Here is a 19457-nt window from a genome sequence, read left to right as displayed (position 1 = left end):
GCGGCGGAGCCGGCGCGTGGTCGGGGCCGGGGCCGGGGCCGCGATTGACCGGCGGCGTGCCGGTCCACCAACATGGGGCGAGGAAGGGGTTCCATGACGCTGAACATCGCTTTGCAGGTCGGCGATCCGGCCCCGTGGTTCATCGAAGCCAGTTCGGACCGGCAGGGGCCGTACCATTTCGACAAGGCGGCGGGGCGTTATGCGCTGCTGTTCTTCTTCGGGTCGTCCACGCGGCCGGAGGTGCAAGAGAGCCTGGCTGTCGTGGACCGGCACAAGGCGATGCTGGACCAGGCCAATCTGCTGTTCTTCGGGATCAGTTCCGATCCGGAGGACGCGGCGCGCCTGACGGCCGATCCGGCGGCGCCGGGGCTGCATTACATTTACGACGGCGCGAGCAAGGTCGGGCCGCTGTATGGATTTCGCCCCGAAGGGCCGCCCGCCTGGCTGCTGGTGGACCCGATGTTGCGGGTGATCGCGGTGTTCGGCCATCAGCCGGGGGTGGCGCAGGGCATTTTCGAATTGCTGGCGCGCATTCCGCCCGCCGCCGCGCGGGCCCAGGCCGAGGCGACGCCCGTGCTGATGCTGAGCGACGTGTTCGAGCCGGCATTCTGTGCGCATCTGATCGAGCATTACACGCGGGTCGGCGGCGCATTGTCCGGGGTGTTTACCGAATATGACGCCGGGCAGTCGGTGCGGGCGATGGATATGCGCTTCAAGCGCCGGCGGGATTGCCGGATCGAGCAGCCGGAGCTGGTGGCGCAGATCGAGCAGCGGATTTCGCGCCGTATCGTGCCGGAGATCCGGAAAATCTTTCAGTTCCACGCGACCTATCTGGAGCGGATTTTGGTGGCCTGTTACGACGCGGCCGAACAGGGGCGGTTCGGCGCGCATCGCGACAATACGCTGGCGGCGGTCGCGCATCGGCGCTTTGCCATCTCGATCAATTTGAATGACGGATTTAGCGGCGGGGGCGTCAGTTTTCCGGAATTCGGCCCCCGCGCCTTCTCGCCGCCGTCAGGCGGGGCGGTGGTGTTTTCCTGCGGGCTGATGCACCGGGTGGAGACGGTGACGGCGGGGCGACGCTTTGCCTGCCTGACTTTTGCCTATGACGAGGCGGCGGCCGAGATCCGTCGGGCGCATTGGAAGGACAGGCGTGGGGGGGATGGGGGGTGAGGGTTTTTTTGTTTTTTTGAAAAGAATCAAAAAAATTTGTTTTGTTTGGAACATTTTTTGTATCGACCCTTTTGACGAATGATTTTTTATCTTTGCGGGAATTTCATTCTACACTCTTGATAAATCGCCTATCCGAGCCTGCCTCATGCCGGGCATTCAGAGTATCATGACACAAGTCGAAAAGCTGGCCTTGGTTGGAGTTGCAACGCATCCGATATTATGTAACCGTAAGTAACCATAGGAAATATTATGTTGCAGGGTCCCGATGTCAGATCCATTGTTCCTCTCCCACTCCGCTTCATTTGACACGAATTCGTTTCTTCCAACGGAGCCGGGCAGTAATCTCGCGGGTTTCGGTGGCACGAGTGGCCTATATGCCGACTCAGCCTCGATAAACGCGCCCCTAGCGGCGTCAGAGCAATTTATTTCGCCGCAGGACATGGCCGTCCTGAAGTCCGTGGAAGAGTTATACCCCCACGATGTTTCGGCGACGCCATTCGCGACAAATCCTCAGAATGATCCGACGTCGTCAGCATTTGAAGACATGTCGTCGACTACCGTACCAGCGGTTACGGCCTCATCCATCGGCACCACATCCATGGAGACGCGGATGATGGTTGCTGCTGCCGATACATCCGATGGTGATGGAAATATCGTCGTAATCGGAACACCCCCATCATCCGGAGGCGGTGATATTTCACCAGTGACAGGAGGAGGCGGGGGCGGGGGAGGCTCCGTATCGTCCGATTCAGGGCAACATATCATGGTCTATGGACATCATGTCGCTGTGATCAATGGTGTCAAATATCTCGAAAACAACGCCGGAACCGCCGTTTTGACGCAAAGTTCCTTCGATGGGACGTCTACAAATGCAACGCCGCTTCGGTTGAGCCAAGTCGATCAGGCCGTTCAGGACGCGACCGAGTCTGAACTAGGGCGCAGTCCGAGCGATCAAGACTACAGTAATGCGTACGGCCAGCTTGGCAACGGATCGTCCATGGCAAGCGTAAGGTCATCCATTGCACATTCCCAGGAAGCAACTAACGACATCAATGGAATTTGGCAGCATATATTGGGACGACAGCCGGATTCCGGGGCATTGAACTATCTCGAAGACCAGATGGCTTCGGGTCAGGAGAGTCTAGGCAACATCGCCTACGGCACGGCTCATTCCCAGGAAGCGACCAATGATGTCAACGGGATCTGGACGCGCATCCTCGGACGCACCCCTGACAGTGGCGCGCTCAATTACCTGGAAGACCAAATGGCCTCCGGGCAGCGCTCGATGAACGATATCGCATACGGCACCGCTCACTCCCAGGAAGCAACGAACGACGTCAATGGGATCTGGACGCGCATCCTCGGACGCACCCCTGACAGTGGCACGCTCAATTACCTGGAAGACCAAATGGCCTCCGGGCAGCGTTCGATGAACGATATCGCATACGGTACTGCCTATTCTCAGGAATCTCTGACAAACATCAATGGTGGCTACCAGATCATCCTTGATCGAAACGCCGATAGCGGCGGCCAGGGCTTTTACGCGAATGAACTCGCACAGGGACAAAGCCTGGCGAACGTCTTTCAGCAACTCGCTACGTCGCAGGAAGCACAGACCCAGATTGCAAATTTTCTCTCACGTGACGTTGGTCAAATTAATGACTCACTTATAAATAATGGACAAACGATGTTGAGTGACATCGCTCAGGCGTACCAAGCGATAAGAAACTATACGTCTGAAGAACTTCAAACAGCCGCCAATAATTTCTCAACTCAATTCAATTCATCTACCAATGCGCTTGGTAGCTTGATGCCGCAAACATGGCAAGGTTGGTTAGGATTGGCATCCACTTTGGTTCTGCTATCTCCCTTGGCGCCCGAGGCGGCTGGGGCAGAGGCGATTGCCGGTGGTGCTAACCTCTTGACGACGGCATTAGATGTAGAGCTTCATACTGCAGCGATATTCGAAACGCGTGCCACAGTGTCGGCTTTGCCCGATAATGCTATTTCCGCGTTAGAGGAAGCAAAGACGTTCATTCCGAATCAAACTGGCAGAACGCTTCAATTGGATGAAAATACAACGGTCACTCAAATTAACGGGACAAAAAGTAGAGGAGCAATAGTTTTCCAGGGAGGCAGCGATGATTCTGTTATTAATTATTTTAGGAAGATCACAGGATATAATGGAGATTTAAATTCTATTGTAAAGAAGGATTTTGGAAACGGGCAAAAAGTTTGGGCGGTCAACACCCCTGAAGGAAATTTCGCCCTTCGAAACTATTCCGCTTCAGCTCAGCGGGGAGGCTTGGATAAATGGACAATAGACTTCCCTGAAGATTACATACAGAAAGATACCGACGAGTTTAAATTTAATTTCTGAAAGGCGATTCAGATGAGCGAGAATCTGTTATGGGACAATGCTTTGGAGGGGTTTGGTGGCGCCTCGGCAAGATCTCTTTTTTTTAGGTCTGGAATAAATAAAGAACATATAAGTTCCACGGAAAAAAAGAGACGATTTCATGATTTTCTTGTTTATGGATTCAAGAGGGGGAAAATCGTAGAATTTGATGAAATCAATAATATTCCAATATTTAGCGGAAAGTCACCAGATGATGTTGTCGCCAAAATTTTAAAAGATTGGCCTCAAAAAAATACAATGGAATCACTGGATGATGGTGGAGAATTTTATCTTTATTTTATTCAACTTAATGGTTTCGCAGAATTGATAGAAGGGACACGAGTCGAGCCATTAGGATAATAAAGGAACAGACAAGGTAACTGCTCACGTGAGCAGAAAGGGTTGTGCTGTGGAACGTGATTTGATTCGATTCCCGAATGTCGAGCCAACCGCGCATTGGGCTGGGTGAAGCCGTAATTTCCGAGCGGCTGTAGTATCGGGTGCCGGCTTACGGGAAATCGGCTAATGCGACGCTCTGCACTTTACCGAAAAGTAGCAGCGCTATGATGAATATCGTCACGGTAGCTGCGCCCAGCCACAATGTTCCGCCCGTGCCAAAGATCAGGGCCATCGGACCTGCCAGGACATACCCCAGGGGCATCAGACAAAACGAACCCAGGGCGTCATAGGCGGACATACGGGAAAGCATCTCAGGCGGGATCGCGCGCTGAAGCGTGCTCTCCCAGACGACGTTGACATTTGCCATTTCGATCCCACCGAGGAAAAAGCAAAGCCCTTGCGCCCAGAACGGCCACGAACCGGCCAGGCATGCCGGGGTCAACGGATAGAGCAGTAGCCACAGCAGGACTGCACGGACGGGCTGCTTTGGCCGAAGGCGCAAAGCCATCAAGCCGCCAATCGTGGCACCGGTTCCCATCGCTGAAAGAAGAAGACCCCAATGTGGAGCACCGTGCACCCGGCGAGAAAAAAGCGACGCGCCAAGGATTTCCGTGGGGGCCCACGATAGGGTCTGCATCACGGCAAACAGACAAACCATCATCCACAGCCAGGGCATGCCGGCGAACGCCGTCCACCCTTCGCGCAAAGCAGTCAGCATGCCCGGTTCATTCTCTTCGGCCGGCAATCCTTTTCCTGGCGTCAGTGCCGACAGCAAGCCCGCACTGGCCAGATAGCTGAGCGCATCCAGCGCAACCGCCCATCCTGCGCCGATACTGGCAACACATAACCCTCCGATGGCCGGACCCAAAAGCCCCGCAAAAGAAACTGCCATCATAATCAACGAGTTGGCGCTCGGAAACAGCGCAGCAGGCACGATCTGGGTCAGCAGTCGATTGCGGCCGGGTGCATCCAATGCATTACTGAGGCCGAGGAGTGCAGAAAGCGGAACAACTGCAACATACGACAGGGAAGATTTAAACAACAACGCGGCAAGCGCAGTCTGCGCCAAAGCCCGTGTTAGATCGGCAACCACCATGATACGACGCGGTGGATGCCGATCGGCAAGGACTCCTCCGAACAGCAACAGCAACGCCATTGGAAGAATTTCGGCAGAGAGCACCGCGCTCACACCCCCTGCCCCGGCCCCCTTGGCGAACAGGGCGAAAGATAATGCTACCGGGACCAGAGCACTCCCCATATTGGATAGGAACGTAGCGGTGAGGAATACTACGAAATTACCGTTGCCAAGAACGCCGAGGCTTTCTCGATAATTACGTTTCGGTGTCATCTTGCAAGTAGAATGTACCGGAGAGCAAGGGTCAAGACGGCTCTCGGTCGTGGCTTAAGAAAGCCAGGCTAGCTGTCAGATTGTGAGATGCCATTGGCGTAATTGACGATGTGTGCCGGCGGGGCCTCCCGCAGAACCCCATACGAACCGTCCACAAAGAAACGTCCTACGGCAGGGAGAATATCACCGTTTCTCCGGCATGCCAAACAAACGTAGCCTGTCCAGGCGAAGATTTCCACTGCGATACCGACGATCATGGGGGAGGCTGGCCGCTTCGCCCCGCCCGTGCGGGGAACACATCGTCGAGAAACCCTCGACCGCGCTCTGCCCCGGTTCATCCCCGCGCATGCGGGGAACACTGCGGGGCGACGATATCGGGCAGGTTGATCGTCGGTTCATCCCCGCGCATGCGGGGAACACCAATCCTTGCGCGGCTTCCGTGCCAGCATCCTCGGTTCATCCCCGCGCATGCGGGGAACACTCGCGGCATGGCGCACCGTGACATTTCTGCAACGGTTCATCCCCGCGCATGCGGGGAACACGCCTTTCGAAAGGCCGCCGATGCGGAGCGGGTTGGTTCATCCCCGCGCATGCGGGGAACACATCCCACCGGGTATAAAACTCGGTCGCCAGCTCGGTTCATCCCCGCGCATGCGGGGAACACTCTCCACCAGTACCGCGCTTTCCTCCCTGCCTCGGTTCATCCCCGCGCATGCGGGGAACACGCTCTTGAGGGAAAATGCCTCGACCACGGACTCGGTTCATCCCCGCGCATGCGGGGAACACATCGGCTGGATCGTCCTGCCAAGCCGGAAAGGCGGTTCATCCCCGCGCATGCGGGGAACACGCTAGCATATGCGCTGTCAGCAACATAAGTCGGCGGTTCATCCCCGCGCATGCGGGGAACACTCTTCCTGGAAGGCATTGATCTCAAATCATTATTTCATTGTCAAAGATCCTACCGGCTGAAAGGCGGTTTTGTCAGCCGCGGCCCCTGCGGCGGGGCGGGGTGGCGGCGGCCGGTCCGGGTTGGGCCGGAAGGGCGGCCTCGGGAGTGAATGAAACCAGTCGGAAGCCGTCGAATTCAACCGGAACACGCCGGTTTCGGCCGCAGGTATCGAACGCGAAACCGGCATCGCTGGGGGCTGCCCAGGCAATGACGGCGTTGCCGTCCTCGATATAGGCGCATACCTGTCCCCAGATCATTTCGCGGACGCGCCGGCCGTAATTGCCGACATAGACGCCGGCGCGAACTTCCAGCAGCCAGACGGCCAGCCGCCCCCGCAGACGCGGAGGCGCGTTTTCAACCACGATGACCAGCATCGCCCAACCCTTTCGCGTCCTGGAATGCCACGGGCATGGCCTCCTCCTGGATCGGGGGCATTTCCAGGCCACCTGCGGCCAGGACCTCTTCGATCAGCGGGATGAGCCGTGCCAGGAGGTTCGTGCGCCGGAACTGGTCGCGGCACCGATGGCGCACGGCGGCCACGGGATCGGAGATCCGCTGCCCGTCCAGGGGTCTTTCATGCTGAACGGCGGCCGCCACGCGGAATGCCTCGGGCACGACGGTTTCAAATTTCACGATGTCCGCGATATCGTATACGAAGCTCTGCGGCTTGCCGGTATGCAGGAAGCCTATGGCCGGCGCGTAGCCCGCCGCCAGGATCGCGGCCTCTGTGATTCCATACAGTGCCGCCGTGGCGGCCGACAGGCAGCGATTGACCAGATTGGCCGTGTCCCATTCCTGCGGGTCGTAGCGCCGACCGTCCCACTCGGCCCCATGCGTGCGCGCCAGCAGGCGATAGGTCTCGCGCACCCGTGCGCCCTCGATGCCCCTCAACTGGTCCACCGAACGCCGCTCGGGAGCGTCCTCGCCGAAGCGGAGGGCATACATCTTGCGGACGACCTTCAACCGGGCGGCATCGTCCAGGGCCAGGCGTGCCTGAAGAAGAAGCCGATCCGCCCTGGCGCCCCCCGGCTGTCCCGAAGCGTAGAGCCTGACCCCGGCCTCGCCGACCCAGATCAGCAGCGTTCCGGCGCGCGCCGCCAGGGCCGCCGCGGCGTGACTGACGCGCGTGCCCGGTTCCAGCATGAGACAAACGAGGCCGCCGATCGCGATGTGCGTCCGGACACCGCCAGCATCGACGAGCACGAAGGCGCCGTCGAGAACATCGAGCTGTCCTTTCTCGACGAACAGGATCGAGGCGCGTTCTTTCAGGGGAGTCGGTCGCGGCGGCGGCAGACCCGGGATGAAACGGGACATGGCCGCCTTCAGGCGGCCCTGCGGATGAGCATCAACCCGCAGCCGAAGGCGCGGGCCCGGCCGAACCCCTGCATGATCGCGGCAAGTAGGGGCTGGGGCGCGGTGACGCGCAACTCCCCCGTCAGTTCGACCACTCCGAACGATGCCGTGCCCCGTCCACCGGAACGGGGAACCCGCAGGACGTCGCAGCCCGTCAACGTGACAGGCAGCGCCGGGACAAACCCGGCGCGTGCGCCCTGCCGCCCCAGCCATGCGTCCAGGGCGGCCGCGACCACCGTTTCGCGCCCTGCCGCCCGGTCGCCCGGCGACAGGCGATGAAGCGCATCCATTACGACGTCGTGCCGCTGGCTGCGTGTCCGTCCGGGCGCCTTGCGGTCGATCGTGGCGTTCGCGCGCAGGAGAAAACGCAGCCGGTCGCCCTCGTTCAACACAGGATCGAAGGGGCGGGTTTCCATATCGAAGAGATTGTGGGCATCGACCGGTTCACGGGCCGACAGCACCATGAAGCGCCCGCCCTCCACCTGCCGCCACAGGAAATCGCGCTTCCGTTCGGGATCGTCGCCAAACAGGGTCCAGAGCAGATGATGGGCGGCGCCGTGCCGCGCCCCCTCGCCTTCGGGAACGAGAAGCCGGGCCAAAGCCTGGATCGGTGCGTCACGCCGGAGCGCGACGCGGGATAGAAAGCCGCTCATGCCCTGCTTTCCTCGCTGCATGCCAGCACAGCCTCTTCGCGCAATCCGAACTGCCACCGGCTGCGGGAAAGCGGCTGGTCGCGGCGGATTTCGCGACGCAGGAGCGTGTGGCCGCCGCCGTGCTCGGCCATGTCGGCCATGTCGAGAACGAGCAGCGGGCCTTCGTTTTGCGATGCGCCGGCAAGCTGTTCGCGAAAGGGGCGGTGCCGCATCCGCAACCGGGCCTCGGGCCCGTTCCGGTGCCGTTCCAGCAGCACGACGGCGGCGGAGGGACCGTCCGTTACGCAAGGCGCCAGAGGCAGGCCGGGAGGACAGGACCGACGTCCGAGGGACGGGGTGAAAACCGGTTCGTCCATCGCGGCCTGCAGCGCGCCGAGTGTCCAGCGCGCGCCGTCCCGCCTTGGCCACAGGGCCCCGAGATGCCAGGTTCCTGTACGGTAGTCACGGCGGGACAGGATCGTTGCCAGATCGCCCGGCGACGCGGCCAGTTCCTCGGCCCGCGTTGCTGGACGCCAGTTGCGCCGCGCGGGCGCGGCCTGTGCGGTGTGATAGTCCGTCAGCAGCCTGCCGGGGGCGTGGCACAAGACCGCCAGCCCGTATTCCGAAGCCAGCGCCGCATGTGCGTCTTCCGCATCACGTTGCAGGCCGAGGCAGGCGGCCACGAGCCCAAGAACGGCCGAGCGGGCCGGACGGTCCCAGCCGTCGCGCCGTTCGCCGACCGCGATGGCGCCGAAGGATGCCATTGGCGCCACCATGGCGAATGTCAGGAACTGCCCCATGACTCAGATCAGGACCGGCAGAACGTCACGATATCGGCGAGGGTCGCGGTGTCCTTCCGGCCGATTTCCAGTTCGCACTCGGCATCGCCGGCCGGACCATACACGCGTGCCAGTTCGCTGCGGAATTCCTTCAGCGCGGCAATCGAGCCGGCCATGAGGTCGGGACCGGCAACCGGCCTGGCGAATGCCCCCGCAAGCGTGCGCGGCTGGGCATTGCCGCGTTCGGCCAGAACATATTGCGCCCGGGTCAGGGCGGCAAAACTGTTCTGCTTGCCGGAGGGCGCGACCGTCGCCGCCGCTTCGGCCAGCGCGCCCAGCGCCGCCGGCATCACGCCGCTTGCTGCGGCCGTGCCGAGATTCCTGCGAAGCAGATCGCGATTCACGCTGAGATAGAGATAGAACACGCCCGACCCGAACCCGGCCTCGGCCAGGAAGCCGGCACCGGCGTCCTCATCCGGGCGTTTCAGGTCGTCGATCGCGGTGTAGTAATCGTCTTCGATTGTGACGCGATGGGTGGTGACGGCGTGCGCGACCTGCACCGCCGCTTCGCGGTTATAGGATGGCTCGCTGGCCAGCATCCGGCCGAACATGGCGATGTCGGCCGCCGTATCCGTCCGCTGCAGCAATGTGTCCTTTTCCTTTGCCGGATCGATCTTCTCGTCTTCGACCATCCGGTCCGCCATGGCGAGCGCGGCGTCGCGCTCGTCGGGCGAAATGAAGACGAGCTGTTCGGTATAGGTAGGATTGCCGTCCTTCTCGGCCTTTATCTTGCCGTAGATTCCGGCAATCGCACGGGCGATCTCGAGAGATCTTTTCTCGTCCAGCCCTTTTTCAAGAAGATGCCGCTGGATCTCTCCCCCGAGGCGCTGGGTGCGCTGGCCCATGTGCCCGGCAAGCGCCGAGGAAAAGATTTCCGACGTGCGCCAGGCCCGCTTGAGGGCCTGCGACGAGATACGCAGGCGCGTCACGCCCCCCATTGTTGCCGTCTTGGGATTTCCCGTGTCGTCACGGTTGACATTGGATGGCGGATAGAAGGTCAGGAGATGCAGTTGCAGAAATCGGCTCACGACTGAAGTTCCTTCTCGGATTCCACGGATTCATCGGAAGCCGCTCCGTCGTTCGGCTCTCCGGCATTCCAGTATTCGTATACCCAGCGTACCCGGACCCGGTCGGCCGCCGTGTCGTCCCGCGCCCCTTCCCGGGGCCAGGCATAGACCGAACCGGCGAGATCGGCGACGTTCACCCCCTGACCCGCAAGCATCACGAGGCGACGGAACGCCCTGAGGCATTCGTCGAACGTGTCAGCATCCAGCAGCCTGCGGAACCGCACCGGCTTGCAGAGGGCCGTTTTTATTACATCCGTCGTGTCGGGCCTTGCGTCCTTCGTGTCGACCGGTCCGATACGGCGCGCCACGGGCCGGGCGGCGTCGTCCGACCGCACATGCGCCAGAACCGCCGCGACCAGCGCCACGCGGAGGAGCGTGTGCTCGTGCCGTGCGCCGCAGCGGCGCGCGAGCGCCTGCACCGCCGGTTCAAACAGCGCGTCGGTCACGCTGTCGCAGCGGCGCAGCCGCGCCAGCGTCGCCCGATCACCCGGCCTGACTCCGGAAACCGGTTGCAGTTCATGCCACCAGTTCCTGGCCGTTTCGGCGATCCTGCCCGGTTTTTGCCCGGTCATGGCCGCCTGGCCCTCGCGATCGGTTTCCTTATGACTGGAACGGGAATTTTCAGAGCCACCATGATCGCACTGCCTGCCTTTCCGCTGCCCGCGACTGCCATTCGGAGCTGCCTTCGCGCCTGCGCCGAGCGCTGCGCCTCGGTCATCCCGGTATCCGGGGCCAGGACGATTGTCGCGTCGAACTGTGTCATGGCCGCCCACCCGATCGTACGCAGCCAGTCCTTTCGCAGGCCAGTATCGTCTGGTCCGGTATCGTCCTGTCCGGCCACGCGGGCCGCCCGGTTGACGAGGTCGAAGAATGCCCCTTCGGTATGCGTCCAGAACTGCTCGCGCACGCCGGCGAGCAATATCGCATCCGGCGACACCGTCCCCTTGCCAAACAGTGCGTCCCGGACATATGTTCGTAACAAGGCTGCAACGAGGTCGGCTGCCTCGACGCAATCACGCGCGAGCGTGTCCAGCGCCTCCTGACAGGCCGGATCGGTCGCGCCGGGAAGCGGCATTTCGCTTTCCACGAAGCCGCGGGCCTTCATGTTGTCCATATCATAGCCGGCGGCCAGCAGCCGGGTCCGGCCCGTGCCCGCGATGTCGGGGAAGCGCGCGTCGCGCCATGTCAGAACCGCGCTGGCCGGAAGGCGCTGACCGTCGCCGCTGTTCACGACCAGTCCGGTCCAGTGGCGATATCCGATGCCGCCCGGCTGGGGGTGGACGCTGAGCCATTCGGCGTCCTTCTTCTGGCGATAACGCGGCGTAAGCGGATGGATCATGGCCCCCGCGCCATATGGCATGCCGGTCCAGCCGGCATAGCTGGCCCCATAGGGGCGCTGCCGCCATCCCGTCACCAGGACATCATCCCGCCGGCCCGTGAGATCGCATACGCCGCCTTCCGCAGCCTGGAAGTCGAGACGGATGCGGCGCGGCATTCCCCACCAACATTGCAATGGATGGGCGTTGTGGCCGGGGCGAACGCTGGTTCCGTTCTTGCCCGACCCGATCGTCGGTGCGAGCCATGGAAACACGTGCGGCAGATCGACTTCCTGCACCGGTGACCCGATGGGCGTGTTCGCCCACACGATCTCCCATATATTCGCCGATTCATGGGGGAGGACCAGCGTGACCAGCGGCCCCCCGCCCCGCAGTCCCGTCATGTTGCCCGCACCGCCGCTGGGCGCCCAGGATTGAAGGGTGAACAGGGCCATGGCCGCCGCCGGACGTCCGAGCGCCGCGATCTGCTCGCGATGCACAAACAGATCCGCGTTCTTTTTGACGGTGCTGTCGCCCGGCGCGTTGATCAGCAATCGCTCGACAGGTTCCCGGTCGCTCTGGAGATCTTCCATGTCCTGCAGGAAGCGTGGCCCCGGCCCGTCCAGCCGGAAGGCATCGGCCACGGGCGCGAAGGCGGCGTCGAGTTCCGCGACCGAAGGTGGCTCCTCCCACCTCTCGATCCAGGCATCCTGATCCCGAGGCGGACATGCCGTCGCCAGCAAACCGATCACGTATTCCAGCGATGCAATCCGGAAATCCGCCCGCGGCCAGTCGATTGCCACGACCGGATCGGTCGCGATGTCCTCGACGATCTGCGCAGGGCGGATGGTAGCGGACATACCGGATCGGCGGTGCACTGGCAGCCATGGGTCGGTGACGAGATTGAGGCAGGAAGGGTGCATTGGCGACGTGGCGGGCTGATGGTTCGAGGTGGTTTTTTCTGTGTGTCATGGTTTTGGGTTCAGGGGGAGTCTTTATTCCTTATCACAACATAAAATTAAAATTATCGCCGCAGGAAAGTCGAACAAAGAAAGAACATTATGGACCTATCGGATGGTTGAGCCTACCGTGCGGAGACTATCCCTGTTGCCTACCTACCCTTCCGATATCATCTCTGCATGTGTGGGGAACAGACGGCGGATGCGCGGCGCTGCGCGGCCTCATTTGGTTCATCCCCGCGCGCGGGGAACACCGCAGGGCGATGATGCAAGCGAGCCAGCAGGTCGGTTCATTCCCGCGCGTGCGGGGAACACCATCAGTGATTGGGATGGGAATGGCCACGCTCCGGTTCATCCCCGCGCGTGCGGGGAACACCGTAGCAGCGCCAGCGCTCCGAACACGGTTTCCGGTTCATCCCCGCGCGTGCGGGGAACACATGGCCATTAGCATCGCCGCGTCAGACATCGACGGTTCATCCCCGCGCGTGTGGGGAACACAAGATGGACCTGGGCATTCTGGACGCGCCGTCCGGTTCATCCCCGCGCGTGCGGGGAACACATCGGCGGCGTCGTCGTGGACGAGATCGACGTCGGTTCATCCCCGCGCGTGCGGGGAACACGCGCCGGCGCCCGTACTCGAGGTCCAGGACACCGGTTCATCCCCGCGCGTGCGGGGAACACTCTTCGTGGAACGCGTTGATATCAATGGGCCATTTTATTGTCAAAGATCCTACCGAGCGGAGGCCGGCATTCTTGGCGGCATTTTGTTGCCGGTTGACGTGGCGGCAGACTGGGCCAAAGGGAGAGGGAATTGCCGATTCGGACGAGACCAGATGGACGCCACTACCGTCAACTGGAGCGTGCCGGGGCGGCCCCAAATGTCGTGGGCCACGGGAGGTCCCCGCGTTTGCGGGGAAATGACAACCGTTTGGACAACAGATCCCTTAGCACAACGGTTCATCCCGCCTGGGCGGGAGTAATGTCCAGTCCGTAAATCCGGTCGTATCCGATTACAACCTCGTGCTCCGCTTCGGTCCGCCCGGTGCCGCGCCAGCCGGTTTCCGATTTCTGGAGCACGAGAAGCAGAACGTTTCTTTCAGCATCACGTTCCCAGCGCGACCAACCCGCGCGCGCGGCTGCCGCCGCGGCCTCGAGCCCAGGTGGCGGCCGGCAGGCGGCAAGGCGGTACCGGGGCACCGATACCTCGGACAGCGCCCATGCACGATGGCGCTCGATTTCCCGGAGGTCGTGAAGAGCCTGCGTTTCCGTCGCGATCGCCCACGGCACCACGACCCCGTCGCGCGCTATCGCGAGCCGTACGGTCACGTATTCCACGTCCTCCAGCCGGGTCGGCGTTCGTGCTTCGCGTTCCCACAGCGCAGTGTCCGGGGTGTATCCCGCATCGAACGACAGCACATTGCGGTCCGCGGCGTAGCCGGCGGCGAAGGCTTTTTCCGTGGCCTGCGCACTGTCCGCCATCAGCCCTGACGGGACGGTGCCGGGGGCGTCGGCATCGCCGGCCTGCTCGATCAGGGCGCGGAGGTCGCCGGGACTTTCGATCCGCCCATACCTGAAGAGCGCCCGTGCCGTCCGCCAGAGCAGCGCCGGATCGCGGTACACCGAGGCCGTTCCGGGCAGCACGCGCCGTATCCAGTGCGGGTCGGGATCGACGACCGGTTCGGGCGAGATGACGAGCAGTTCCTCCTGATCGACGGGCCGGGCCGCGCGCTGGTGGCGGCGCAGCCGTCCGGCCCGCTGGATCAACTGATCCATGGGCGCGAGGTCGGTGCAGAGCACGTCGAAATCCAGATCGAGACTCTGTTCGATCACCTGTGACGCGACCAGCATGGCGGATCTTTCCGCCGCCCCCTCGCCCTTGCCGAACCGCGCGAGGACGTCCCGTTCGATCGCCAGGCGATCCGCCATGGCGAAACGCGCGTGAAAGACCAGCGCCTCGCGGCCCTGCGCGTGCAATGCGCGGGCCGTTGCGATGACCTCGTCCACCGTGTTGCGGATCCACGCCACCGCGGCGCCGGAAGCCGCCGCCGCACTCAATTCACCGAGGGCTGCATCGACACCGGAGAGGCGCCGGACGGCGATGCTGCGCGCCAGACCGGGCCGTGGCGCGCAGGGACGTTCCTCGGCGCCGGTGCGGCTGACGAGGGTCACAAGCGGATAGGCTGCGCTGGAGAGGGGTGCGGGACCCGCCGCGCCGAGCCCCGCACGGAACGCATCGGCCAGTTCCTGCCGGACGCGGTGCGTCAATGTAGCCGACAGCAGGATCGCCGATCCGCCCATCGCCGCGTGGAAACGAAGCAGCGCGACCATTTCCCGCCGCATATAGGGGTCGAAGGCATGGCATTCATCCACGATCAGGATCTTGCCCGCGAGGCCCGCCTGCCGCACCGTCGCGAAACGCACAGGCAGCACCGCCATCAGCGCCTGGTCGATCGTCCCGACGCCCACCTGCGCCATCAGGGCGCGCCGTGATTCGCTTCCGAGCCATGCGGTGCAATGGGCCTCTGCCGTGTCGTCCATGGCCCGCATGGCCGAAAGCGCCTCGGGCCCGTCATCGGGAGCGACCGCAGCGACGAACCGCTCGTCGAGCCGGGCCCGTCCATGAGCGAGCGCCAGCGAGGGGCGGGCGGACGGCTGAAAGAGCCGGCGATAGGCCACTGCAAGCCGGTCGTACATCGCGTTTGCCGTGGCCATCGTCGGCAGGGCGACGAACAGACCCGAACCGCGCCCTTCGGCCATCAGCCGCTGGGCCATGACCAGCGCCGCCTCGGTCTTGCCACTGCCGGTCATGTCCTCGATCACGGCCAGGAGCGGCCCCGGCGGCAGCGACGCGGCCTCGAGCAGGGCCTGGACCGGCGAGGGTTGCCGGATATGGTCGAAAAGACGAGCCGTGCCCGCGAACGGCGCCAAGGCCATCGGCCCCAAGCCGGCCCGCAGGATGGCCGCCTGTGCGCGGGGCAATGCCTGATTCCAGAAATATCCCGATGGATCAAGGATATTGTCTGGAGTTACATAAGGGAACCATTCCTGTCGCGAGCCGATCCAGTCCGCCTGGACGGTTATGCCCGCCAGCATCCATTCGAGCCGTATGAGGGTGGCGTCATCCGGGCGCGGCATCGGCGGAGGCCGGAAGAGGTCGAGCAGGCGGCCCACGAGCGTCTTTGCGCGTTCGATCGTGCCCCGATCCAGCGTTCTTTGGTCTGCGGGCGATACCGGCTGCCCATGATGGCCGGCGATCGCGCGGAGGAGCCGCGATTTGTGGGTGAGCCGCCAACGCCCTCTGTCGGGACTATCCCCGAATAACGGGGCAAGGACGTTATCCGCCATGAGACCCAGCAGCGCCAGCCCCGCGGCATCGTGGTGACATGGAACATGTTCCGCGCGAAATGCCCCCAGGACGTCCGTGGGCCAGCACGCTTCCGACTTCGCCTGAAAGGCCGGCAAAAGCTTGCCGATGTCGTGCAGCGCGACCAAAAAGCCAAGCTGCCGGCGATCGAGACCGCAATTCCCGCCCCCCGGCAGAAGTACCGCAACGGCGGCGACGTCGAGCATGTGCGCGATGAGCGGGTGCATGGACGGACCGTCCGCAGCCGCATCGGCGGAAGCAGGGCGCGCCTTGCCCCAGAAAAGTTCCAGCCCATCCCGGGGCATATGCGCCATCGCTTCCTTCCCGCTCATCGGCCCCGCTCATCGACAAAGCGCGGTTCCAGGTCGGTCGCCAGTTCGCCACGGCCGGCGCATGCGCCGCAACGGGGTATGTCCTGAACGCGGTGACGCCTGGTGTCCTGCACGCGAGAGCGAATAGGGTGCGTGGATGCCATAGCGTGGTCCCTGCTGCGAGCGAGGGCGCGCAGCCTATCAAGTTTCGCGTGCCGTTCAAAACCGCCGTGACATAACCGCCCTGGGTGGCCGTCCGCGCGTTTGGCCCGCAGGTTCACCGGGCAGGGGGAGTATTGCCGTTTGGCGTGAATATTTCGGGATGAAGAACAGAAATCAGCGATATAAATTAAAAATAAATTCAAAGCGTTGCTGGATTTTCGGTGAAAAACAGGATCGAAAACAGGCTTCTGATCACGGGAAAGATGGTCGATCATTCGTTTTTTTGATCATGCGCGCGTTATAGGCGCGATTTCACTTGCATTCGGGGCGGGGCCGTGCGCATGGTGGCGGCGGTGGATGCTCCTGTGGGGGGTTGGCGCGCGTTGTGTCAGCTTCAGCCCATTGGAAGTTACGATTATGTACGTGTTCTGTACGTGACCACCATGTTAAAAAGGAGCCTCGTTATGACGACAGGCACCGTAAAATGGTTCAATGCAACCAAGGGTTTCGGTTTTATTCAGCCCGGTGACGGGACTGCGGACGTGTTCGTTCATGTTTCCGCCGTCGAGCGCGCGGGGCTCGCCACCTTGAGCGAGGGGCAGCAGATTTCTTATGAAATCGAAGCCGGACGCAACGGCAAGAAGTCCGCTGTGAGCCTCAAGGTCGCATAAGCCGCCTGGCATGCAGCGATGCATCTGGAAAAGCCGCCTGAAAGGGCGGCTTTTTTGCGTTCTGCTTGATGGGTCCGGCATGTTTCCGTGCCACATGCCGGGACGGTGCGAGGGTGATGGAAAGGGTACATGAAAAAAGGGTAGGAGGCTGTCCCCTACCCTTTCGTCGTTTCGGCGTGGCCGTCGGGCCGGGCCGGCGGGGTCAGAAGCCGGCGGTGACGGTGAACATGGCGGCGAAGTTGGGGGCGATCAGATAGGTCGGCGCGCCGGCCGAGTCGATCAGGTTGCCGTAGACGCCCGTCACCGGGTTGGTGTTGTTCGACAGGCTCTGGACCGACGAGCGGTAGTGCCAACTGGCCAGGTTATACATGTTCAACTGGATCTGCGGGTGTTTCAGGCGCCAGACGTTGGGCAGGCGATAGCCCAGGGTCATGTCGATCTGGCCGTGCGCGGGCAGCGATTCCTGATCCATGAAATCGGAATATTGCTTGTCGATCCAGCGATACATGAAATTGCCGAAGAACGTGCTGTCGTCGTAGCTGAGCGCGGCGCTGGTGGTGAATTCCGGCGCCTGCGGCGCGCGCTTGCCCGTGGTGGGCAGGTAGTCGACCACGCCGTTCTCGGCCACCGCCGGCAGGTTGTTGTCGGTGCGGGCATAGAGATATTCGGCCGAGACGTACGGGCTGATATGGTGCCAAGGGCGCAGGCCGAATTCGATGTCGGCGCCGCGCACGGTCTGGCCGCCGGCATTGACCCCGACGCCACCGAACGAACTGCCGTTGATGACGACGCTGGTGGTGATGTTGCGGTTGGTGAAATTGTAGTTGAACAGGCTGACCGTCAGGTTGAAGAGCCCGTAATGGCGATAGCCCAGTTCCTCGGAAATCGCGAATTCGGGCTTGATCGACCCGCCGATGCCCGGGCTGTTGCCCGGGATGCCCGAGAAATAGGACGAGGCCAGCGGCATGCGGAAATTGGCCGCCGCGTCGAAATAGACCTGGTTATGATCGTCGATCTTGTAGCTGGCGGCCACGCGCGGCAGCGGCGCCGTGTAGTTCACGCCGACATTGTAGGGCTGCGCGTTGTCGTAATTATTGGTACCCTGGCGATTCATCATGACATATTTGAAGCCGGCCTCGACCTTGAGCCGGTCGTCGAGCCACGACGAGGAATCGCTGACATAAAGCCCGGTCGACTGGGTGATCAGGTGATAGTTCAGGAACAGGTTGAATTCATACCCGTTCTGGAACTTCAAGCCGTAGGAGCCCCAGGTGTTCGGCGGATCGCCGTTCGGGCCGAGCTGGCTGATATTGGTCCATTCCGCGTCGTCGTAATAATCGTGGAAGGCGCCGAGGGTCAGCTTGTTGTGGTGGTCGAGCTGATATTCGAGATGCGCGTTGATGCCGGGGTGGAACTCCTTGATCATGTAATAGCCCTCGCCATGGAAGGAGGGCGTGCCGGCATCGTTGTAAGCCAGGCCGGGGTAAGGCAGGACCAGGTTTTCGTTCTGCCCGGTCGAGGGGTTGTAATTGTTGATCGGCATGTCCCACTGGCCCATGCCGCCGCCGCCGCTGCCCCAGTAGAAATAGGGCTCGACCAGCAGGGAGAGTTTCCGGGTCAAGGTGAAATGCATCGGCGCGACCAGGATCATGTTGCGCCAATCGCCGACCTCGGTCACCCAGTAGCTGCCGGCGGCGGTGGACTGGAACGGGTACGGGCTGTAATTGTAGCTGTCGCCGTATTGCTTCCATTGCTGCGCGGTGACGGGCGCGTAGTTGGGCTGGTTGTTTTCGTTATAGGTCTCGACGAACGAGATCGAATTGCCCTCGCCCCATTCCTTGACGAACTTGGAATCCACATGGCGCCGCATGCCGCGCCCGGGACCGCGCCAGGTGCCGTAGGTGGCGTTGGAATAGGAGACGAAGCCCCGCACGCCGGTATTGAGGATGTCGCCGGTATTGATGCGGATGAAGCCGCGATTGGTCTTGTGCGAGCCGTAGGAATAATCCATCAGGCCGCCGAAGGTGTGCGACGGGTCGATCGTCGTGACGTTCATCTGGCCGCCCGTGGCGTTGACCAGCGGGGCATTGACGTCCGACGTGCCCTGGGAGAGCTGCACTTCCTCGTAATTCTCGGTGTCGCCCCATTCAGACGTGTACGGGTCATAGGTCGCGACGTCGGCGACCGGCGCGCCCTCGAACAGATAGCCGATTTCCGACTGGTTCATGCCGCGGACATTGATCGATGTCTGGTCCGACAGGCCGAACGGATCGGACGAGCCGATATTGGTGCCCGGCGCGAACTGGATCATCTGCGCCGCCGAAGTGGCGGGGGCCAGCTTGGCGATGAAGTCGCGGCTGACGGTGGTGACGGCCTTGGCCTCGGTCTCGACGCTCATCATGCCGCCGCCGGGGGCCAGGCCGGTCACGCCGTTGGCGCTGGCCACGGGGTTATGGCTGGTGACGACGATATCTTCGGGCCGGGGCGCCGGCGCGGCCGCGGCGAGGTGGCTTGCC

The 19457-nt window shown here is 62.3% G+C and carries 15 protein-coding genes and 2 CRISPR repeat arrays; of the genes, 4 read left to right on the top strand and 11 right to left on the bottom strand.

Features of this window, described 5'->3' with window-relative positions; all coding sequences use genetic code 11:
- The first annotated feature begins 93 nt into the window (after positions 1 to 93).
- From HUK84_RS03005 to HUK84_RS02995, 3 genes are all read left to right on the top strand, one after another.
- Entirely contained in the window at positions 94 to 1173 is a 1080-nt protein-coding gene (locus HUK84_RS03005; protein ID WP_176638909.1) for a 2OG-Fe(II) oxygenase, read from the top strand.
- A gap of 610 nt (positions 1174 to 1783) precedes the next feature.
- On the top strand, positions 1784 to 3553 hold the full coding sequence (locus HUK84_RS03000) for a DUF4214 domain-containing protein (protein WP_176638908.1): 1770 nt from the start codon (positions 1784 to 1786) through the stop codon (positions 3551 to 3553).
- Between the two features lie 12 nt (positions 3554 to 3565).
- The gene (locus HUK84_RS02995) at positions 3566 to 3931 is read left to right on the top strand and encodes a hypothetical protein (protein ID WP_176638907.1); all 366 of its coding nucleotides are present in this window, start codon (positions 3566 to 3568) and stop codon (positions 3929 to 3931) included.
- Positions 3932 to 4079: 148 nt separating this feature from the next.
- On the opposite strand, the gene HUK84_RS02990 is transcribed toward HUK84_RS02995, so the two are convergent.
- From HUK84_RS02990 to HUK84_RS02945, 10 genes are all read right to left on the bottom strand, one after another.
- Entirely contained in the window at positions 4080 to 5318 is a 1239-nt protein-coding gene (locus tag HUK84_RS02990; protein WP_176638906.1) for an MFS transporter, read from the bottom strand.
- A gap of 330 nt (positions 5319 to 5648) precedes the next feature.
- Positions 5649 to 6227: a CRISPR direct-repeat array (repeat unit 29 nt; unit sequence CGGTTCATCCCCGCGCATGCGGGGAACAC).
- Between the two features lie 72 nt (positions 6228 to 6299).
- Positions 6300 to 6641, bottom strand: a complete 342-nt coding sequence (cas2e, locus tag HUK84_RS02985) for a type I-E CRISPR-associated endoribonuclease Cas2e (protein WP_176638905.1) — start codon at positions 6639 to 6641, stop codon at positions 6300 to 6302.
- Positions 6622 to 7581 (bottom strand): type I-E CRISPR-associated endonuclease Cas1e, encoded by a 960-nt coding sequence (cas1e, locus tag HUK84_RS02980; protein WP_176638904.1) that lies wholly within the window; start codon positions 7579 to 7581, stop codon positions 6622 to 6624. Before cas1e ends, cas2e begins: the two co-directional genes overlap by 20 nt.
- 8 nt (positions 7582 to 7589) lie before the next feature.
- Positions 7590 to 8273, bottom strand: a complete 684-nt coding sequence (gene cas6e, locus HUK84_RS02975; RefSeq protein WP_176638903.1) for a type I-E CRISPR-associated protein Cas6/Cse3/CasE — start codon at positions 8271 to 8273, stop codon at positions 7590 to 7592.
- Positions 8270 to 9052 (bottom strand): type I-E CRISPR-associated protein Cas5/CasD, encoded by a 783-nt coding sequence (gene cas5e, locus HUK84_RS02970; RefSeq protein WP_176638902.1) that lies wholly within the window; start codon positions 9050 to 9052, stop codon positions 8270 to 8272. The genes cas6e and cas5e overlap by 4 nt, the downstream gene beginning before the upstream one ends.
- A gap of 8 nt (positions 9053 to 9060) precedes the next feature.
- The gene (gene cas7e / locus HUK84_RS02965) at positions 9061 to 10119 is read right to left on the bottom strand and encodes a type I-E CRISPR-associated protein Cas7/Cse4/CasC (RefSeq protein ID WP_176638901.1); all 1059 of its coding nucleotides are present in this window, start codon (positions 10117 to 10119) and stop codon (positions 9061 to 9063) included.
- Positions 10116 to 10730, bottom strand: a complete 615-nt coding sequence (casB, locus tag HUK84_RS02960) for a type I-E CRISPR-associated protein Cse2/CasB (protein WP_176638900.1) — start codon at positions 10728 to 10730, stop codon at positions 10116 to 10118. The genes cas7e and casB overlap by 4 nt, the downstream gene beginning before the upstream one ends.
- Positions 10727 to 12397 carry a type I-E CRISPR-associated protein Cse1/CasA gene (casA, locus tag HUK84_RS02955; protein ID WP_176638899.1) on the bottom strand — a complete coding sequence of 557 codons (1671 nt, stop codon included), beginning with the start codon at positions 12395 to 12397 and terminating at the stop codon, positions 10727 to 10729. Before casA ends, casB begins: the two co-directional genes overlap by 4 nt.
- A gap of 322 nt (positions 12398 to 12719) precedes the next feature.
- Positions 12720 to 13114: direct repeats of the CRISPR family, unit length 29 nt; unit sequence CGGTTCATCCCCGCGCGTGCGGGGAACAC.
- 276 nt (positions 13115 to 13390) lie between these two features.
- The gene (cas3, locus tag HUK84_RS02950; protein ID WP_246285323.1) at positions 13391 to 16129 is read right to left on the bottom strand and encodes a CRISPR-associated helicase Cas3'; all 2739 of its coding nucleotides are present in this window, start codon (positions 16127 to 16129) and stop codon (positions 13391 to 13393) included.
- A complete protein-coding gene (locus tag HUK84_RS02945) occupies positions 16126 to 16545 on the bottom strand; it encodes a hypothetical protein (protein ID WP_176638898.1) in 420 nt (139 codons plus the stop codon). Before HUK84_RS02945 ends, cas3 begins: the two co-directional genes overlap by 4 nt.
- Positions 16546 to 16734: 189 nt before the next feature.
- Here HUK84_RS02945 and HUK84_RS02940 point away from each other — a divergent pair, with 189 nt between their 5' ends.
- Positions 16735 to 16941 (top strand): cold-shock protein, encoded by a 207-nt coding sequence (locus HUK84_RS02940; protein ID WP_176638897.1) that lies wholly within the window; start codon positions 16735 to 16737, stop codon positions 16939 to 16941.
- A 202-nt stretch (positions 16942 to 17143) separates the two neighbouring features.
- Here HUK84_RS02940 and HUK84_RS02935 read toward each other — a convergent pair.
- Positions 17144 to 19457, bottom strand: a 2314-nt coding sequence (locus HUK84_RS02935; RefSeq protein ID WP_176638896.1) for a TonB-dependent receptor, incomplete at its 5' end; no start/stop codon positions are given.

The sequence above is a fragment of the Nguyenibacter vanlangensis genome (assembly GCF_013376155.1).
Lineage (GTDB): Bacteria > Pseudomonadota > Alphaproteobacteria > Acetobacterales > Acetobacteraceae > Gluconacetobacter > Gluconacetobacter vanlangensis.
This window is presented reverse-complemented; position numbering and strand designations above follow the sequence as displayed.

What these genes read in the sequence shown, in the direction of transcription:
- HUK84_RS02945 (WP_176638898.1), bottom strand. Translation starts at nt 16,545, where the DNA reads ATGATCGACCATCTTTCCCGTGATCAGAAGCCTGTTTTCGATCCTGTT.
- HUK84_RS02940 (WP_176638897.1), top strand. Translation starts at nt 16,735, where the DNA reads ATGACGACAGGCACCGTAAAATGGTTCAATGCAACCAAGGGTTTCGGT.
- cas3 (WP_246285323.1), bottom strand. Translation starts at nt 16,129, where the DNA reads ATGAGCGGGAAGGAAGCGATGGCGCATATGCCCCGGGATGGGCTGGAA.
- HUK84_RS03005 (WP_176638909.1), top strand. Translation starts at nt 94, where the DNA reads ATGACGCTGAACATCGCTTTGCAGGTCGGCGATCCGGCCCCGTGGTTC.
- cas1e (WP_176638904.1), bottom strand. Translation starts at nt 7,581, where the DNA reads ATGTCCCGTTTCATCCCGGGTCTGCCGCCGCCGCGACCGACTCCCCTG.
- cas5e (WP_176638902.1), bottom strand. Translation starts at nt 9,052, where the DNA reads ATGGGGCAGTTCCTGACATTCGCCATGGTGGCGCCAATGGCATCCTTC.
- cas2e (WP_176638905.1), bottom strand. Translation starts at nt 6,641, where the DNA reads ATGCTGGTCATCGTGGTTGAAAACGCGCCTCCGCGTCTGCGGGGGCGG.
- HUK84_RS03000 (WP_176638908.1), top strand. Translation starts at nt 1,784, where the DNA reads ATGATGGTTGCTGCTGCCGATACATCCGATGGTGATGGAAATATCGTC.
- casA (WP_176638899.1), bottom strand. Translation starts at nt 12,397, where the DNA reads ATGCACCCTTCCTGCCTCAATCTCGTCACCGACCCATGGCTGCCAGTG.
- HUK84_RS02990 (WP_176638906.1), bottom strand. Translation starts at nt 5,318, where the DNA reads ATGACACCGAAACGTAATTATCGAGAAAGCCTCGGCGTTCTTGGCAAC.
- cas6e (WP_176638903.1), bottom strand. Translation starts at nt 8,273, where the DNA reads ATGAGCGGCTTTCTATCCCGCGTCGCGCTCCGGCGTGACGCACCGATC.
- HUK84_RS02995 (WP_176638907.1), top strand. Translation starts at nt 3,566, where the DNA reads ATGAGCGAGAATCTGTTATGGGACAATGCTTTGGAGGGGTTTGGTGGC.
- casB (WP_176638900.1), bottom strand. Translation starts at nt 10,730, where the DNA reads ATGACCGGGCAAAAACCGGGCAGGATCGCCGAAACGGCCAGGAACTGG.